Origin of the sequence: Oceanobacillus kimchii X50 (genome assembly GCF_000340475.1) — a bacterium.
In the GTDB taxonomy this organism is placed as follows: domain Bacteria; phylum Bacillota; class Bacilli; order Bacillales; family Amphibacillaceae; genus Oceanobacillus; species Oceanobacillus kimchii.
Genome location: NZ_CM001792.1, coordinates 2,188,863 through 2,205,087, shown reverse-complemented (window position 1 = coordinate 2,205,087; position 16,225 = coordinate 2,188,863). Strand labels below are relative to the sequence as shown.

Annotated in this window: 14 protein-coding genes; 10 read left to right on the top strand and 4 right to left on the bottom strand. The window is 34.6% G+C overall.

The window, feature by feature from the left end:
- Positions 1-6: 6 nt before the first annotated feature.
- From C794_RS11545 to ytrH, 3 genes are all read right to left on the bottom strand, one after another.
- The gene (locus tag C794_RS11545; protein ID WP_017797291.1) at positions 7-228 is read right to left on the bottom strand and encodes a YtzJ family protein; all 222 of its coding nucleotides are present in this window, start codon (positions 226-228) and stop codon (positions 7-9) included.
- Positions 229-332: 104 nt separating this feature from the next.
- A complete protein-coding gene (gene ytrI, locus C794_RS11540) occupies positions 333-836 on the bottom strand; it encodes a sporulation membrane protein YtrI (RefSeq protein ID WP_017797290.1) in 504 nt (167 codons plus the stop codon).
- A complete protein-coding gene (gene ytrH / locus C794_RS11535) occupies positions 836-1,168 on the bottom strand; it encodes a sporulation membrane protein YtrH (protein ID WP_017797289.1) in 333 nt (110 codons plus the stop codon). The genes ytrI and ytrH overlap by 1 nt, the downstream gene beginning before the upstream one ends.
- A 142-nt stretch (positions 1,169-1,310) precedes the next feature.
- Here ytrH and dnaE point away from each other — a divergent pair, with 142 nt between their 5' ends.
- The 8 genes from dnaE to C794_RS11495 all read left to right on the top strand — a co-directional run bounded on the left by dnaE (position 1,311) and on the right by C794_RS11495 (position 12,161).
- Complete coding sequence (gene dnaE / locus C794_RS11530) at positions 1,311-4,637, top strand: DNA polymerase III subunit alpha (RefSeq protein WP_017797288.1); 3,327 nt, start codon at positions 1,311-1,313, stop codon at positions 4,635-4,637.
- Positions 4,638-4,759: 122 nt separating this feature from the next.
- Positions 4,760-5,995 carry an NADP-dependent malic enzyme gene (ystJ, locus tag C794_RS11525; RefSeq protein WP_017797287.1) on the top strand — a complete coding sequence of 412 codons (1,236 nt, stop codon included), beginning with the start codon at positions 4,760-4,762 and terminating at the stop codon, positions 5,993-5,995.
- A gap of 15 nt (positions 5,996-6,010) precedes the next feature.
- On the top strand, positions 6,011-6,619 hold the full coding sequence (locus C794_RS11520) for a FadR/GntR family transcriptional regulator (protein ID WP_017797286.1): 609 nt from the start codon (positions 6,011-6,013) through the stop codon (positions 6,617-6,619).
- A 118-nt stretch (positions 6,620-6,737) separates the two neighbouring features.
- Positions 6,738-7,601 (top strand): acetyl-CoA carboxylase, carboxyltransferase subunit beta, encoded by an 864-nt coding sequence (gene accD / locus C794_RS11515; RefSeq protein WP_017797285.1) that lies wholly within the window; start codon positions 6,738-6,740, stop codon positions 7,599-7,601.
- The gene (gene accA, locus C794_RS11510) at positions 7,598-8,551 is read left to right on the top strand and encodes an acetyl-CoA carboxylase carboxyl transferase subunit alpha (RefSeq protein ID WP_017797284.1); all 954 of its coding nucleotides are present in this window, start codon (positions 7,598-7,600) and stop codon (positions 8,549-8,551) included. Before accD ends, accA begins: the two co-directional genes overlap by 4 nt.
- A 172-nt stretch (positions 8,552-8,723) precedes the next feature.
- Positions 8,724-9,683, top strand: coding sequence for a 6-phosphofructokinase (gene pfkA / locus C794_RS11505; RefSeq protein WP_017797283.1), 960 nt, complete (start codon positions 8,724-8,726; stop codon positions 9,681-9,683).
- Between the two features lie 161 nt (positions 9,684-9,844).
- Entirely contained in the window at positions 9,845-11,605 is a 1,761-nt protein-coding gene (pyk, locus tag C794_RS11500; RefSeq protein WP_017797282.1) for a pyruvate kinase, read from the top strand.
- A gap of 160 nt (positions 11,606-11,765) precedes the next feature.
- Positions 11,766-12,161 carry an FxsA family protein gene (locus C794_RS11495; protein ID WP_017797281.1) on the top strand — a complete coding sequence of 132 codons (396 nt, stop codon included), beginning with the start codon at positions 11,766-11,768 and terminating at the stop codon, positions 12,159-12,161.
- Here C794_RS11495 and ytvI read toward each other — a convergent pair whose 3' ends face one another.
- On the bottom strand, positions 12,162-13,268 hold the full coding sequence (gene ytvI / locus C794_RS11490; RefSeq protein WP_017797280.1) for a sporulation integral membrane protein YtvI: 1,107 nt from the start codon (positions 13,266-13,268) through the stop codon (positions 12,162-12,164).
- A gap of 411 nt (positions 13,269-13,679) precedes the next feature.
- On the opposite strand from ytvI, the gene citZ reads away from it, so the two are divergent.
- Both citZ and icd read left to right on the top strand, forming a co-directional pair.
- Positions 13,680-14,801, top strand: a complete 1,122-nt coding sequence (citZ, locus tag C794_RS11485) for a citrate synthase (RefSeq protein WP_017797279.1) — start codon at positions 13,680-13,682, stop codon at positions 14,799-14,801.
- A 52-nt stretch (positions 14,802-14,853) separates the two neighbouring features.
- Positions 14,854-16,122 (top strand): NADP-dependent isocitrate dehydrogenase, encoded by a 1,269-nt coding sequence (icd, locus tag C794_RS11480; RefSeq protein ID WP_017797278.1) that lies wholly within the window; start codon positions 14,854-14,856, stop codon positions 16,120-16,122.
- Positions 16,123-16,225 lie beyond the last annotated feature (103 nt).

Here is a 16,225-nt window from a genome sequence, read left to right as displayed (position 1 = left end):
AAAGTTTCAGTCTCTTTTCTTTTTACTGGATTTAACTGGAATTTGATTTGTTATCGGAACAAACCAACAACCAGCATGATCATAGTCATATTGTACAGATAAATTTTCCTTTTTAATGGAATTTTTTAATAATCGAATTAATTCTTCTGTTTCTGCATAAGCAGTAATACCTTGACGAAGAAGTTGCATTTTTGTATCCCGAATTCTTCTTAAATGGATGGGTAACATAATTATAACTCCCTTCATTTAAGGATCTCTATATTATAAGTAATAAGTATATCTGAAATTATTTTAATTTACTATATATAGAAAGAAGTGTCACATAACGTTCATTATTGGACAGATTCGGGATATAAAACAATTTCTAATTCTGTATCTATAACAATTTTTTTTACAGAAAAGTGATAGGTAAGCTCCTCTAATTCAAATCCTTTATGTTCGATAGTTGAATACAGTAATCGATCTGCTTTTGATAAGGTTGCTAATTCCTCACCGATTAAATGATCAATTTCTTTACGAATCAAAGCTTTTAATTGATCTTGAATAAGTAAATCCATTTTTAGTCGTTCCGGTTCTTCGAAGATGATTTCAATACTTGATACGATTAAAGGTTGTTGAGACTCTTCGTCTCGTTCTTCTTTATCTTCAAGTAAAGCGTTGTTTTGTTTCTTTAGTTCATTGACCTCACTGGTTAATTCTATATTTTCTTTTAATAAATCTTCATACATTGTTCCATACATATATATGATCACGAGATAGCCAATAATAGAACCGAAGAATACACCTACAAAAAACAATCTCCAGGTGGGTTTTTTATGATACGGAGGGATATGCATTAGGGAATTTCTCCTTGTACAAACCAATTAATAATAATAATTCCTACTTTTACGCCACCCATCGCTGATAGGATTAAAAGAATTTGTTTAAAGAGGTCTAAAGGTGTTCCATCTAGTAATCCTTTTTCAAAATTTGCAATGGCATCAAATGTTCCTCCTATGGCAGCTACTATTGCCCAAATTCGTAATCTGTCCGCAATTCTGCTAATTGAAGTTAGAGCTGCATCCCCAGTAGCAAATTCACCAATACTACCGATAATGGATCCTCCAATAATGACTCCTAGCGCAATAAAAAAACAATGAATAAAGGCAGCAAAAAAACGTTCTTCCATATACATACACTCCTTATGCGGTGTATCCTTATACATATATATGAGATATTTGTACAGGTTATGCGAGATGAAACCAAACCGTATACATGTTCGTTCATTGCTTGTTATAATTAATTTGTTAAGAATCAAAAGGCGGGATTATATGTCATTTACACATTTATATATAAAATCGGGATATAGTTTAATGGAAAGTACAATAACTATTCCTAAATTGATAGATAAAGCTAAAAGAGAAAAATATGAGGCTTTAGCTCTAACGGATGTCGGTGTACTCTACGGGGTAATTTCTTTTTATCAAGCATGCATTGCTAATGGAATTAAGCCGATTATTGGTCTGACAGTAATGATCAAGGACGAACAATTAAATGAAACGGTTCCATGTATTCTTTTGGCGAAAGATAATGAGGGATACAAGCAACTAATTGCATTGAGTACAAACATAAATACGAATGGAAATGCAGAAGTAAAAAAATCGCTATTAAAAACCTACACGAATAATATTGTTGGCATATTACCAGCTACCTCATTTATGGAAAAATCTTCATCCGAGGAATTAATGACTTATATTTCTTCTTGGAGCAGTCTTTTTTCACGTGACGATTTTTATGTTGGGGTAGATCGACGTAGTTTAGATATAATTCAGTCATTACAATCACTTTCGATCCCTTTAACAGGTATACAAGAAGTTCGTTATCTTCATGAGAATGATGATATAGCTTATGATTGTCTTCAATCAATTCGTTATGGAGAAAAGTGGGACGGGACCAAAATAAATCCAAAAAATAAACAACTTCATTTTAGTACAAAAGAAGAAATGGAGTCATTATTTCAATATATTGCGCCGGAAGCTCTAGCAAACACAGAAAGAATAAAAGAAAAATGCAATTTGGAAATTGATATGAATGAGCGATACATCCCATCCTTTCCTGTGCCTAATTCACTCACTGCAGATGATTATTTAAAACAACTATGTAATAGCAAAATTGACGAACGTTACAAAGAACGTGATGATCAGATTATAAATCGATTAAACTATGAATTAGAAATTATACAATCGATGAATTATAGTGATTATTTTTTAATTGTTGCTGATTTTATTCAGTATGCAAAGGATAATCAAATTGCTGTTGGTCCAGGTCGTGGCTCATCTGCAGGATCTATAGTTGCCTATCTATTGGGAATAACCGAAGTAGATCCTTTAGAGTATAACCTACTATTTGAGCGATTCTTGAATCCAGAACGTTTATCCATGCCAGATATAGATGTTGACTTTTCAGATGTCCGCAGGGATGAAGTAATAGATTACGTTAGAGAGAAGTATGGACAAGACCATGTTGCGCAAATTATTACTTTTGGTACATTTGCAGCAAGATCTGTATTAAGAGAATTAATGAAAGCATTGGATATTCATGAAATGGATATGAATTATGTCATGAGGGAAATTCCATCGCAATCAAATCGGACACTTACAGAAATACTGCAAGAAAAAGAAGAGTTAAAAGCGTATGTGAAGCAATCACCTAAATTAAAGTTATTGTTTTCCATAGCTGTAAAAATAGAAGGAATTCCAAGAAATATTTCGACGCATGCAGCTGGGGTAGTCATAAGTAAGAAAAAATTAACCAATCATATTCCATTAACAACTGGAACCAATCAAACTTATTTAACACAATATGCAATGGGTGAACTAGAAACAATTGGTTTACTGAAAATGGACTTTCTAGGACTTCGTAATCTCTCCTTAATTGAAAAAGTGAATAAAGCCATTACTTATAGCAAACATCGTCCGTTACAGCTTGATGATATTCCGGAACAAGATGAAGCTACTTATCAATTATTGAGAAAAGGTCATACCAATGGGGTTTTTCAATTAGAATCGGATGGAATGAAGAAGGTTTTACAAGATTTAATGCCTTCTACTTTTGAAGATATTGTTGCAGTAAATGCATTGTATCGACCGGGTCCGATGGATTTTATCCCTGTCTATATTAGAAGAAAGAAGAATTTAGAACCAGTTAGCTTTCCACATCCTGATTTAAAGCCAATTCTTAGTAAGACGTATGGAGTGCTTGTATATCAAGAACAGATAATGCAAATTGCTAATACAATTGCTGGGTTTACATTAGGAGAAGCAGATATACTTCGTCGAGCTGTAAGTAAGAAGAAAGAGTCGGATATATATAAACAAAAACAAGTATTCATTACTGGTTGTATAAATAATGGGTATGACAAAGAAGTCGCAGATGAAATATTCAGTTGGATAGTGAGATTTGCAAATTACGGCTTCCCGCGTAGTCATGCTGTGGCGTATAGTAAAATTTCTTATCAATTAGCTTATTTGAAAGCACATTACCCTAGTGCTTTTTATGCTGAATTAATTAGTGGAGTTCGTAATCAACAAGAAAAAATTAATACTTATATTCAGGAATTCAAAAAACTTAATGGCAATATACTTCCTCCAGATATTAATAAAAGCTTTGGAAAGTATGTGGTAGAAAGAAATGATATTCGCATGGGACTAAGTGCCATTAAAGGTATTGGCATACAACCAATACAAGAGATTATTCAAGTTCGCAAGGAAGGTACTTTTAAAAACTTTTTTGATTTCTGTATGCGAGTTAATCTAAAAGTAGTTTCTAGAGCCATTATTGAAAATCTTGTGCTTGTAGGGGCATTCGATTCCATTTATAGTAATCGTGCTAGCTTACTTGCCTCCATAGATCAAGCGATCGAACAAAGGGAACTATTTAAAGAATTTTTGGATCAACCGAGTTTATTCCAAGATCAGTTAGAAATGGTGGAAAGTTATACAGAAATAGAAGATTTCACGAAAATAAAGAAATTGAGTGATGAAAAAGAACTTCTTGGGTTCTATGTCTCCAGTCACCCACTAAAAGAATATCGTAAACAGTTACGAAGAGCAGGAAAAATCACTCTATCTCATGCTATGAAATTAGTAAATACTAGAAAAGTTATACATGCAGTAGTAATTGTTGATACAGTGAAAGTTATTCGTACTAAACGCGGAGAAAGGATGGCCTTTTTAACGATAAGCGATGAAGAGTTTGAGATGGATGCTGTATTATTCCCTGATTTATTTAGACAGATAAGTAATAAGATTGAAGAAGGCATGTTATTACAAATATCTGGAATAGTGGAAGATAGAAAACAAAGACTGCAATTAGTTATTCAATCAGGATTTCCCTTTCAAGCAGGTGATATTGAAGTACATGAATCGATTGGGGAAGTTTTTATACGGACACATTCTAGTAAAAGAAATCAGGTTATAGAAAAACTGAGACAACTAGCTGAGTTTGAACCTGGGGCAGTATCGATAATTGTTTATGATAGAGATTTAAATCAGTCTTATCAGCTCTCAGAAAACTATTCTTTACGAGTTGATAGTAAAATTCAGAAACAATTAGAAAGCTTTTTTGGTAAAGAGAATGTAGTATTTAAATCATATTGATGACTTTACACAGTTATATCATTTGTTATAATATAGAGGTCACAAGTGGTCAGACCACTTGTGGTATCGCAATTTTATAATATGAATTACCGATAACGAAGTCTAAAAGGAGAGGTATTCTTATGGCAAACTTAAGAGATGAAGCTTTGCATTTACATAAAGTAAAGCAAGGTAAATTAGAAATAAATACAAAGGTTCCCGTAGAAGATGCAAAGGATTTAAGTTTAGCTTATTCTCCTGGTGTAGCAGAACCATGTAAAGAGATTTATGACCGAAAAGAAACAGTTTATGACTATACCATGAAAGGCAACATGGTTGCGGTAGTAAGCGATGGATCAGCGGTATTGGGATTAGGAAATATCGGACCAGAAGCAGCACTACCGGTAATGGAAGGAAAAGCAGTCTTATTTAAAGGTTTTGCTGGAGTTGACGCTTTCCCAATATGTCTAGATACTCACGATGTAGAACAGATAGTTCAAACAGTGAAATTATTAGAACCAAATTTCGGAGGAGTAAATTTAGAAGATATAGCAGCTCCAAATTGTTTTATTATTGAAGATAGATTAAAGAGTGAGACAAATATTCCTATTTTTCACGATGATCAGCATGGTACAGCTATTGTTACAGTAGCTGGATTAATTAATGCATTAAAACTGGTAGGAAAGAAATTTTCTGAAATTAAAGTTGTAGCAAATGGAGCCGGAGCGGCTGGTATTGCAATTATTCGTTTATTACAAAGCTTCGGCGTACGAGATATGATCATGTGCGACTCTAAAGGTGCAATATATGAAGAGCGTCCTTACGGAATGAATACGGTAAAAGACAGTGTTGCTAAGTATACCAACGCTAACAAAGTCGAAGGTAGTCTTTCAGATGTACTTGAAGGTGCAGACGTATTTATTGGTGTGTCTGTTGGTGGAGCTTTAACAAAAGATATGGTAAGAAGCATGAATGATGATGCAATTATTTTCGCAATGGCAAACCCAGACCCAGAAATTCTTCCAGAGGATGCAAAAGAAGCAGGAGCTAGAGTTATTGGGACAGGACGTTCAGATTTTGCCAACCAAGTAAACAATGTATTGGCTTTTCCTGGTATTTTCCGAGGAGCATTGGATGTTAGAGCGACTAGAATAAATGAAGAAATGAAAGTAGCGGCTGCTGAAGGGATAGCTACATTGATTTCCGATGATGAGTTACATGATGATTATGTTATCCCATCACCGTTTGATGAAAGAGTTGCACCATTGGTAGCTTCACATGTTGCAAAAGCTGCAATGAGTACTGGAGTTGCTAGAATGAATGTAGATCCCGAAGAAGTAGCAGAGAAGACAAGGAAGCTAACGCAACAGAAGAAATAAGGAGTGAATCCCCGCATGCCAATAACAAATAAACAAAAGGTTTATCAAAGCGTGATTAAGGAATTACAGCGCTATATAGAGATAAATCAATTAAATGCCGGGGACAAGCTTCCTTCTGAGAGAGAACTTTCAGATAAACTTAATGCTGGAAGATCTTCCATAAGAGAAGCTTTACGAGCATTAGAATTAATAGGATTAATAGAAACAAGGCATGGTGAAGGTACATTTCTTAATTCTTATCAATCCTTTCAAACAGTTGAATTACTATCTTCTTTCATCTTGACTCAAAATAATATAAAGCATGAAATACCTTGGACCAAGCAAATAATTGAAAAAGAAGCAACTAAACTTGCGATGGAACATCTTACTGAAATGGATATAGAAGAACTAGAGAAAATAGTTCAATTGTATAAAGAAGATGATAGATTACATCATTATTTCTTTTCCTTTTTGTTAAAAAAGACGAATAATTTATTGATGAATCGAATTTGGATGCTCTTAGAAGAGTTCTCATCTACTGTGCCAAAACAGTATTATATCGATGGATTCTATCCTCGATTGATTAAGGTTATTCGGGATAAAGACTTCGGATCAATTGAATCCATTTTCACGAACCCTTCTTAAAATTAAGTATATACAAATTTTTTATTAATACTCGACGAGTTTCGATACTTTTTTCAGTTAATTATCTATATAGTGGTTTTAATACCGCATGTCCAGGTGTACAAAAGGGGGAATAGACTTGCTAATAAAAGATCTTTTCGGCAAGCGAAAAAAATATGCATCCATTCCAAGTGAAAAAGCAAAGATGGATGTACCTGAAGGTTTGATGCAAAAATGTTCAAACTGCAAAAAAATATACTATCGTAAAGAAATGGTAAAAGCTTTACAAGTATGCCCTAATTGTGGTTTTCATCATCCTATGACAGCATGGGACCGAATCGATAGTTTATTTGACAACGGAACATTTGAGGAATGGGATAAAGAGATTACATCAGCAAATCCATTAGATTTTCCTGAATATGAAAGTAAAATTGCGAAAGATCGTGAAAAAACATCTCTTACTGAAGGCGTGGTTACTGGTAAAGGAAATGTAAATGATGTCCAAATTGCTTTTGCAGTCATGGATTCTCACTTTCGAATGGGAAGTATGGGATCTGCGATAGGAGAGAAAATAACAAGAGCAATTGAAGCAGCAAGAGAAGAATCAATTCCATTTGTAATCTTTACTGCCTCTGGCGGTGCTCGTATGCAAGAAGGTGTTTTAAGTTTGATGCAAATGGCCAAAACATCTTTTGCGGTAAAACGATTTCGAGACAGCGGGGGACTAATGATCTCTGTAATGACACATCCAACTACTGGTGGTGTTTCTGCAAGTTTCGCTTCTATTGGAGATTATAATTTTGCGGAACCTGGTGCATTAATTGGTTTTGCAGGTAGAAGGATTATTGAACAGACTATTCGTGAGAAGTTACCGAATGATTTCCAAACTGCAGAGTTTCAATTACATCATGGGCAAGTAGATAAAGTAATCCATAGACAAGATATGAAGGATACACTAAGCAAGTTACTTAAAATGCATGTGGATGGGGGACAACCCAAATGACTCCAATACTTGATTTTGAAAAACCGATTGTAAATCTCAAAGAAAAAATAGTAGAATTAAAATCGTTCACTGAAAATAGCGAGATAGATTTAACTAAAGAGATTGAAACGCTAGAAGAAAGATTAACTAAACTTGAAGAAGATATTTATGGAAATTTAAAACCATGGAATAGAGTGCAGATGGCAAGGCACCCTAATCGTCCGACAACATTAGATTATATTGAACGGATTTTTACAGATTTTATTGAGTTTCACGGCGACCGTTTCTATGGAGAAGATGAAGCAATAATATCAGGTATTGGATATTATAAAGGTTTTCCAGTCACAGTAGTAGGACATCAGAGAGGGAAAGATACAAAAGAAAATATTCGAAGAAATTTTGGTATGCCACATCCTGAAGGATACCGTAAAGCATTACGACATATGCAACAAGCAGAGAAATTCAATCGACCTATTATAACGTTTATTGATACAAAAGGTGCTTACCCTGGTAAAGCTGCTGAAGAACGAGGACAAAGTGAAGCAATTGCAAAAAATCTGATGGAGATGGCGGGTTTACAGGTTCCTATAATATGTATCGTTATTGGTGAAGGTGGTAGTGGAGGAGCACTCGGTCTTGGTGTTGGAAATCATATTCATATGTTAGAGAACTCTACATATTCCGTGATTTCACCAGAAGGTGCTGCAGCGATTTTATGGAAGGATTCTACACAAGCCAAAAAAGCAGCTGAATCTATGAAGATTACTGCACAAGACTTAAAAGAATTAGGTATAATAGATCAGGTGATTTCTGAACCTAGAGGTGGAGCTCATCGGGATGTTGATTCGCAAGCAGATTTGATTGATAAGGTAATAAATGAATCTTTAGAAGAATTAATACAGCTTTCCTCAAATGAGTTAGTAAATAAGAGATGGGAAAAATTTAAACAAATGGGGACGTTTATGTCTTAATAAATAAAAGGCTGATAAAAATTTTTATATCAGCCTTTTATTTTTGCGAGAAATTTTGTAAAATGAGTAGGTTGTGGGGTTTATGATTGATATTTAGAGTTTTTTTCTTTATCTTTAAATATATAGTTAGTACTTTGGCATTTAATGATTATTTAATTGGGGTGAACAATTCATGAAAAGAATAGGAGTATTAACAAGTGGCGGTGATTCTCCTGGTATGAACGCTGCTATTCGAGCTGTTGTTCGTAAGGCGATCTATCATGATCTAGAAGTATACGGCATTAAAAATGGCTATCAAGGATTAATGGATGGTAATATTGAAAGAATGACATTGGGATCTGTTGGTGATATTATTCATCGCGGAGGAACCATACTCTTTTCTGCCAGAAGTGAGGAATTTAAAACCGATGAGGGTCAATTTCGAGCAATCGAGCAACTTAAAAAGCATGATATAGATGGATTAGTTGTTATTGGGGGCGATGGAAGCTTCCAAGGTGCAAAAAAATTAACTGAAAAAGGTTTTCCATGTATAGGTGTTCCAGGAACGATTGATAATGATATTGCAGGTACAGATTATACAATTGGTTTTGATACATCATTAAATACAATTATTGATGCTGTTGATAAAGTACGAGATACAGCCACATCACATGAAAGAACTTATATCATAGAGGTAATGGGAAGAGATGCTGGTGACCTGGCGTTATGGGCTGGGTTAGCTGTTGGCGCAGAAAGTATACTAATACCAGAGGAAAAAGAAGAATTTTCCAGTATTGTTCAACGATTAAAAAATGGACATGACCGTGGTAAAAAACATAGTATTATCTTACTAGCTGAAGGTGTTGGTAGTGGCTTTGAATTCGGGAAGCGAATTGAAGAAATAGCACAACTTGAAACTCGAGTAACTGTGTTAGGCCATATTCAACGTGGAGGTTCACCAACAGGACAGGATCGTGTTCTTGCAAGCAGGTTGGGAGCTAGAGCAGTAGAACTATTGATTGAAGATCAAGGTGGCAGAATGGTAGGAATCCAAAAAAACGTATTAGTGGATTATACATTTGATGAAGTGTTCAACGTTGAACATACAATTGATAAAGGAATGTATAAACTGTCTAAAGAATTATCAATCTAAGTATATGAATCAATTTCATCGTTGATAAGATCCATGTAACATTTGAAATGGAGTAAACTACAAGTAATATTTGGATCCAAATACAAGATAACTGTTGTTGAAATGGGTTCATATAAGTGAGTTAACCAGGAATTATGCAGCAATATCAAGGAGGATATATAATGAGAAACACAAAAATCGTATGTACAATTGGTCCTGCGTCAGAATCAATTGAAAAATTAGAGCAACTTATAGAAGCTGGAATGAATGTAGCTCGTCTAAACTTTTCTCATGGAGATTATGAAGAGCATGGTGCACGTATTGAAAATATCCGTAAAGCGGCTAAAAACAAAAATAAAACGGTAGCTATACTCTTAGATACCAAAGGACCAGAAATTCGCACAGGGAGCTTTAAAGAGGGTAGAGCAGATCTTATACAGGGTAAACCAGTGACCATCGCCATGGATGAAATAGAGGGTACGGCCGAGAAATTCTCTGTTACATACCAAGGACTTATTAATGATGTACATGAAGGTTCAAAAATTCTATTGGATGATGGACTTATTGAATTAGAAGTAAAATCAATTGATAAAACTAAAGGTGAAATTCAAACAATCGCACTGAACTCTGGAGAAATCAAAAACAAAAAAGGTGTTAATGTTCCTAACGTTTCTGTAAACCTTCCTGGCATAACAGAAAAGGATACTAATGACATTATATTTGGAATCGAACAAAGTGTTGATTTTATTGCTGCATCTTTCGTACGTCGAGCTTCAGATATTCTAGAAATTAAAGAAGTACTTGATCAACATCAAGCACAATATATTAAAATTATTCCTAAAATCGAGAACCAAGAAGGTGTCGATAATATCGATAGTATTCTTGAAGTAAGTGATGGATTAATGGTAGCTCGTGGAGATTTGGGAGTGGAAATACCAGCAGAAGATGTACCATTAGTACAGAAAAAATTAATCAAGCAATGTAATAATGCTGGAAAGCCAGTAATTACTGCTACACAAATGTTAGATTCTATGCAGCGTAATCCGCGTCCAACACGTGCAGAAGCATCAGACGTAGCTAATGCGATTTTTGATGGTACAGATGCAATTATGCTTTCTGGAGAGACAGCTGCTGGAACTTATCCAGTAGAGTCTGTACAAACAATGAGTAATATTGCATTAAAAGCTGAATCTGCGTTGGATCATAAGCAAATGTTAGAAGAGCGTTCACAATATGTGGATATGACCATAACGGAAGCAATTAGTCAATCAGTTACACATACAGCTTCCAATTTAGATGTTGATACAATTATCACACCAACTGAAAGCGGACATACTGCTAGAATGATTTCTAAGTATCGTCCAAAAGCTTCTATTTTAGCTGTTACATTTAACGAAGTAGTAAATCGTCAACTTTCCTTAGTTTGGGGAGTGCATGCTGTTTTAGGTAAACCAGCGACGTCTACAGATGAAATGCTAGAAATTGCTGTTGATAAAGGGTTAAATACAGGCATCTGCAGTAGAGGGAGCCGTGTCATTATAACAGCAGGTGTTCCTGTTGGAGAAAGCGGAACAACTAACTTGCTCAAAGTTCACGTGATTGGTGATGTGATTGCTAAAGGACAAGGAATTGGCAGAAAAAGTGCATATGGACATGCCGTATTTGCTAAATCGAATAAAGAAGCTTTAGAAAAAGTACAAGACGGTGATATTCTAGTCACATACGCTACAGACAAAGAAATGATGCCTGCAATTGAAAAAGCAGCAGCAATTATTACAGAAGAAGGTGGATTAACTTCTCATGCAGCTGTTGTTGGATTAAGTCTTGGTATTCCTGTTATTGTAGGGGTGGACAATATATTTGAAATCCTTCAAGATGGACAAGACATTACAGTTGATGGTAACCGTGGAGATATCTACGCTGGACATGCAGGTGTATTGTGATTTAAAATAAATAGTTGTAAAGGTTCCTGCCATTCTAAGGCTAGGAGCCTTTTTTCGATTCATTAAGATTTATCTGTTTAACAATTTTAGGATAATGCTATCACCAAATTTCTTTCTAGTTATTTCCCGTGATAAAATAAGGATGAAAGGATGATTACAAATGCAATTAAGATTTTTCTTGTTATTGTTAATAGTTATTCCGGCTCTTGAAATAGGAACGTTTATATGGTTAGGTAATTTAATAGGTCCATGGTGGGTTGCAGGATTAATTATTGCAACTGGGTTATTTGGATTTTATTTTGTACGACAGCAAGGAGCTGAAACATTTAGAAAAGCTCAACTACAAATGCAACAAGGATATGCACCTACAGAAGAATTAATGGATAGTATTGCTTTGTTTTTTGGAGCCATATTACTCATTTTACCTGGGTTTATTTTGGATGTAGTGGGACTAATTCTTGTATTACCTTGGACAAGGAACTTGATTAAACATCAATTAAAACGATTAATGACACGTATGATGGGGAAAGGAACCATTATTTATCGACGTTGGTAATTATCCCTTGATATATTTAAAAACCAGATGGAATACACCAGTTTCCATCAATCCTTTAAAAAGAACAAGTAAAATTGGGGAAAGAAATATGCCTATAAACCCGAGTACTTTTAGACCTATGAACATCCCGATAAGCATCACCAGTGGGTGAATACCAATCGACGAAGACAATACTTTTGGTTCAAGGATTTGTCGGAGTATAACAACAAATCCATAAAGTATTGATAGCCCGATTGTTAACGTATAATTACCTGTAATAAAACAAAACATTATCCAAGGAATAAAGATAATCCCAGTACCTACGTATGGGATTATGTCTGCAATGGCAGCAAACAAAACAATTGTTAGCGCATGTTCTACTTGCAGAATTAATAACCCGATAAGTATAATACATGCTGTCGTAAATACTAGTATTAATTGCGCACGAAAATAGCCGACCACCGCAAGTTTAAAATGGGAGGCTATTTTATTTTGAATGGATTGTATGTGAGTAGGAAAGACCCCCTTGAAAAATGAGTGAATACGATCCATTTCATAACTAATCATGCAAGAAGCAATAAGTATAAAAACAATGTTAGTTACAGAACTAGGGATGGCAGCAATGAACATTGGAATATTACTTATTGCTGCTTGTAGAAATGAGGCACCTCCAGATGCAATTAAATCACTAATTGTGGCGATATAGTTTTTAACGGTCTCTTGATACCCTTGATCTAATGAATCAATATAAGAAAGAACTTTTTCATACATAGGTAAAATATGAGTATTGAACATACTCTCTAAATATAAAACAAACTGTTGATAATGATTTGGGATCTTATCAGCAAGAAAAATGGTACCTTGGTATAATTCTGTAATTGCTAAAAATAATGCACCTGTACAAATTGATAAAAAACAAGCAACAGTAATCACTATAGCTGGAATTTTAGGAAATTTCATTCTTTTTTCAAACCAAAGAACTATTGGTTGAAATAAGAGAGCAAGTATGTATGCAAAAAGAATGGGATATATGAACGGAAAGCTATAATATATAACAACTATGATAGTTAATATTGATCCGATAACGAGAATAGCTCTAAAAAACTTTTGAAATACTTCAGTACTCATAGATAATTTCCCCCATTTTTTATCTTGCATGTAACTGACAGCAAACCATAGCATTATGAAGTTTCACTTTATAGCTTGTACTAGTTTATGAAACAAGAGTCAAAAAAAGAAGCAATATTAAGCATTGAAGGCTATAATGAAAGGAAAGCGACATAACGTCGTCTTAATTAGTAGATTTAAGTAAATATTAAAAAATTAAACGGTTTCATTTCACAATCAACGAATAATACTTTATAATGAGACTTGGGGTAGACAAAAATAGGCTCTTTTTGTCAGATTTATAGATTAAAATTGACATTCTTTGCTAATATGAGAAACAATAGTTAAGAAGGAATTAGCCTGTAATTGTCTTGTTTTATAATTCGCATTCTTAGTAATGCTTGAATATTTTTTAAAAAGGAGAGGGTTATTTTGACAGCATCGACAAAGGGGTTAGAAGGTATTGTCGCTACGCAGTCATCGATTAGTTCGATTATTGATGATCAGCTATCCTATGTAGGGTATAGAATTGATGATTTAGCTGAAAATTCAAGCTTTGAAGAGATTATTTTTCTACTTTGGAATCAAAAATTACCAAATAAGTCTGAATTGGATGAATTAAAAACTCAATTGGCTGAAAATATGGAAATACCTGATGCAATTATTGATCACTTACGTTCCTATGATTTAAGTACGGTTCACCCAATGGCTGCATTACGTACTGCAGTATCATTGCTTGGGCTTTATGATAATGAAGCTGATGTTATGGATGAAACAGCTAATAAACGAAAAGCGGTGCGTATTCAAGCGCAAATAGCAACGATCGTAACTTCTTTTTCTCGCATTCGTAAAGGTCAGGAACCGGTAAAACCAAAAAAAGACTTAAGCTATGCAGAAAACTTCTTATATATGCTTAATGGTAAAGAACCTGAAGATATCGAAATAGAAGCAATTAATAAAGCGTTAGTACTTCATGCTGATCATGAACTGAATGCATCTACTTTTACCGCGCGTGTATGTGTAGCAACATTATCTGATATTTATTCAGGTATTACTGCAGCAATTGGAGCATTAAAAGGACCGTTGCACGGTGGTGCGAATGAAAACGTAATGAAAATGTTAACTGAAATTGGTGATGAGGAAAACGCTATTCCTTATATTGAAGAAAAATTAGCTAATAAAGAAAAAATTATGGGTATGGGGCATCGTGTATACCGTACAGGAGATCCTCGTGCTAAATTTTTACGAGAGATGTCAAAAGAACTTACAAAATTAACAGGGCAACAAAAATGGTATAATATGTCAGTTAAAATAGAAGATTATATTAAAGAAAATAAAGGGCTTCCTGCAAATGTAGACTTTTACAGTGCATCAGTATATCATAGCCTAGGTCTTGATCATGATATATTCACACCTTTGTTTGCTGTAAGTCGTACTTCAGGTTGGATTGCTCATATTCTAGAACAATATGATAATAATCGCTTAATCCGTCCACGTGCAGAGTATACAGGTCCAGAATTACGTGACTATGTTTCTATTGAACAAAGAGGTTAATATAGATACACTAAAGAAGATACATTGCGAATAACATTTGGGAGGTATTGTAATGACACAGGGAGAAAAAATTGTAGTAGAAAACGGAAAAATGAATGTACCTGATACACCGATTATTCCATTTATTGAAGGAGATGGAACAGGACCGGATATTTGGGCTTCTGCTCAAAAAGTTATAGAAGCAGCAGTTGAAAAGGCTTATGATGGGAAGAAAAATATTGAGTGGCTGGAAGTATATGCTGGTCAAAAAGCATATGACAAAACTGGTGAATGGTTGCCAAAAGATACACTTGATAAAATTAATGAATATAAGATTGCTATAAAGGGCCCTTTAACTACACCGATTGGTGGAGGTATTCGTTCTCTTAATGTAGCATTACGTCAAGAGTTAGATCTATTTACATGTTTACGACCGGTACGTTACTTTGAAGGGGTTCCTTCCCCGGTTAAACGTCCAGAAGAAGTAGATATGGTTATTTTCCGTGAAAATACTGAGGATATCTATGCTGGAATAGAGTGGCAAAAAGGATCCGACGAAGTAAAAAAAGTAATTAACTTCCTAAAAGAAGAAATGGGAGTAAAAAATATTCGTTTCCCAGAAACGTCTGGAATAGGTGTAAAACCAGTTTCTGAAGAAGGTACGAAGCGATTAGTGCGTTCAGCGATTGACTATGCACTTAATGAAGGTCGTAAAAATGTTACTTTAGTACATAAAGGTAACATCATGAAATTTACAGAAGGTGCATTTAAAAATTGGGGTTACGAAGTAGCTGAGCAAGAATACGGTGATAAAGTATTTACTTGGGCAGAGTATGATCGTATTGTAGAAGCAGAAGGTAAGGAAGCTGCTAATAAAGCACAAGATGAAGCACTTGCTTCTGGTAAAATTCTTGTAAAAGATGCAATTGCTGACATTTTCTTACAACAAGTTCTTACTCGTCCAAAAGAGTTTGATGTTGTTGCAACAATGAATTTAAATGGTGACTATATTTCTGACGCACTTGCAGCACAAGTAGGTGGAATTGGAATTGCACCTGGAGCGAACATCAATTATGATACTGGACACGCAATTTTTGAAGCAACACATGGTACTGCACCTAAGTACGCAGGGTTGGATAAAGTAAATCCTTCTTCTGTTATTTTATCTGCTGTACTTATGTTAGAACATTTAGGTTGGAGAGAAGCTGCAGACTTAATTACTAAATCAATGGATAAGACGATTGGTTCAAAAGTAGTAACATATGACTTTGCTCGCCTAATGGACGGTGCTACAGAGGTAAAATGCTCTGAATTTGGACAAGAACTAATCAAAAATATGTAAAGCAAGAAATGAATAATTAAGTAGGAATAAGAATTAGAGATTCGGTTAGAATTCATTCTTATTCCTACGCTTTTCATTTGTGAAATTAGATTTTACGATAAAG

What these genes read in the sequence shown, in the direction of transcription:
- C794_RS11520 (WP_017797286.1), top strand. Translation starts at nt 6,011, where the DNA reads ATGCCAATAACAAATAAACAAAAGGTTTATCAAAGCGTGATTAAGGAA.
- ytvI (WP_017797280.1), bottom strand. Translation starts at nt 13,268, where the DNA reads ATGAGTACTGAAGTATTTCAAAAGTTTTTTAGAGCTATTCTCGTTATC.
- ystJ (WP_017797287.1), top strand. Translation starts at nt 4,760, where the DNA reads ATGGCAAACTTAAGAGATGAAGCTTTGCATTTACATAAAGTAAAGCAA.
- C794_RS11495 (WP_017797281.1), top strand. Translation starts at nt 11,766, where the DNA reads ATGCAATTAAGATTTTTCTTGTTATTGTTAATAGTTATTCCGGCTCTT.
- C794_RS11545 (WP_017797291.1), bottom strand. Translation starts at nt 228, where the DNA reads ATGTTACCCATCCATTTAAGAAGAATTCGGGATACAAAAATGCAACTT.
- pfkA (WP_017797283.1), top strand. Translation starts at nt 8,724, where the DNA reads ATGAAAAGAATAGGAGTATTAACAAGTGGCGGTGATTCTCCTGGTATG.
- icd (WP_017797278.1), top strand. Translation starts at nt 14,854, where the DNA reads ATGACACAGGGAGAAAAAATTGTAGTAGAAAACGGAAAAATGAATGTA.
- accA (WP_017797284.1), top strand. Translation starts at nt 7,598, where the DNA reads ATGACTCCAATACTTGATTTTGAAAAACCGATTGTAAATCTCAAAGAA.
- ytrH (WP_017797289.1), bottom strand. Translation starts at nt 1,168, where the DNA reads ATGGAAGAACGTTTTTTTGCTGCCTTTATTCATTGTTTTTTTATTGCG.
- ytrI (WP_017797290.1), bottom strand. Translation starts at nt 836, where the DNA reads ATGCATATCCCTCCGTATCATAAAAAACCCACCTGGAGATTGTTTTTT.
- dnaE (WP_017797288.1), top strand. Translation starts at nt 1,311, where the DNA reads ATGTCATTTACACATTTATATATAAAATCGGGATATAGTTTAATGGAA.
- pyk (WP_017797282.1), top strand. Translation starts at nt 9,845, where the DNA reads ATGAGAAACACAAAAATCGTATGTACAATTGGTCCTGCGTCAGAATCA.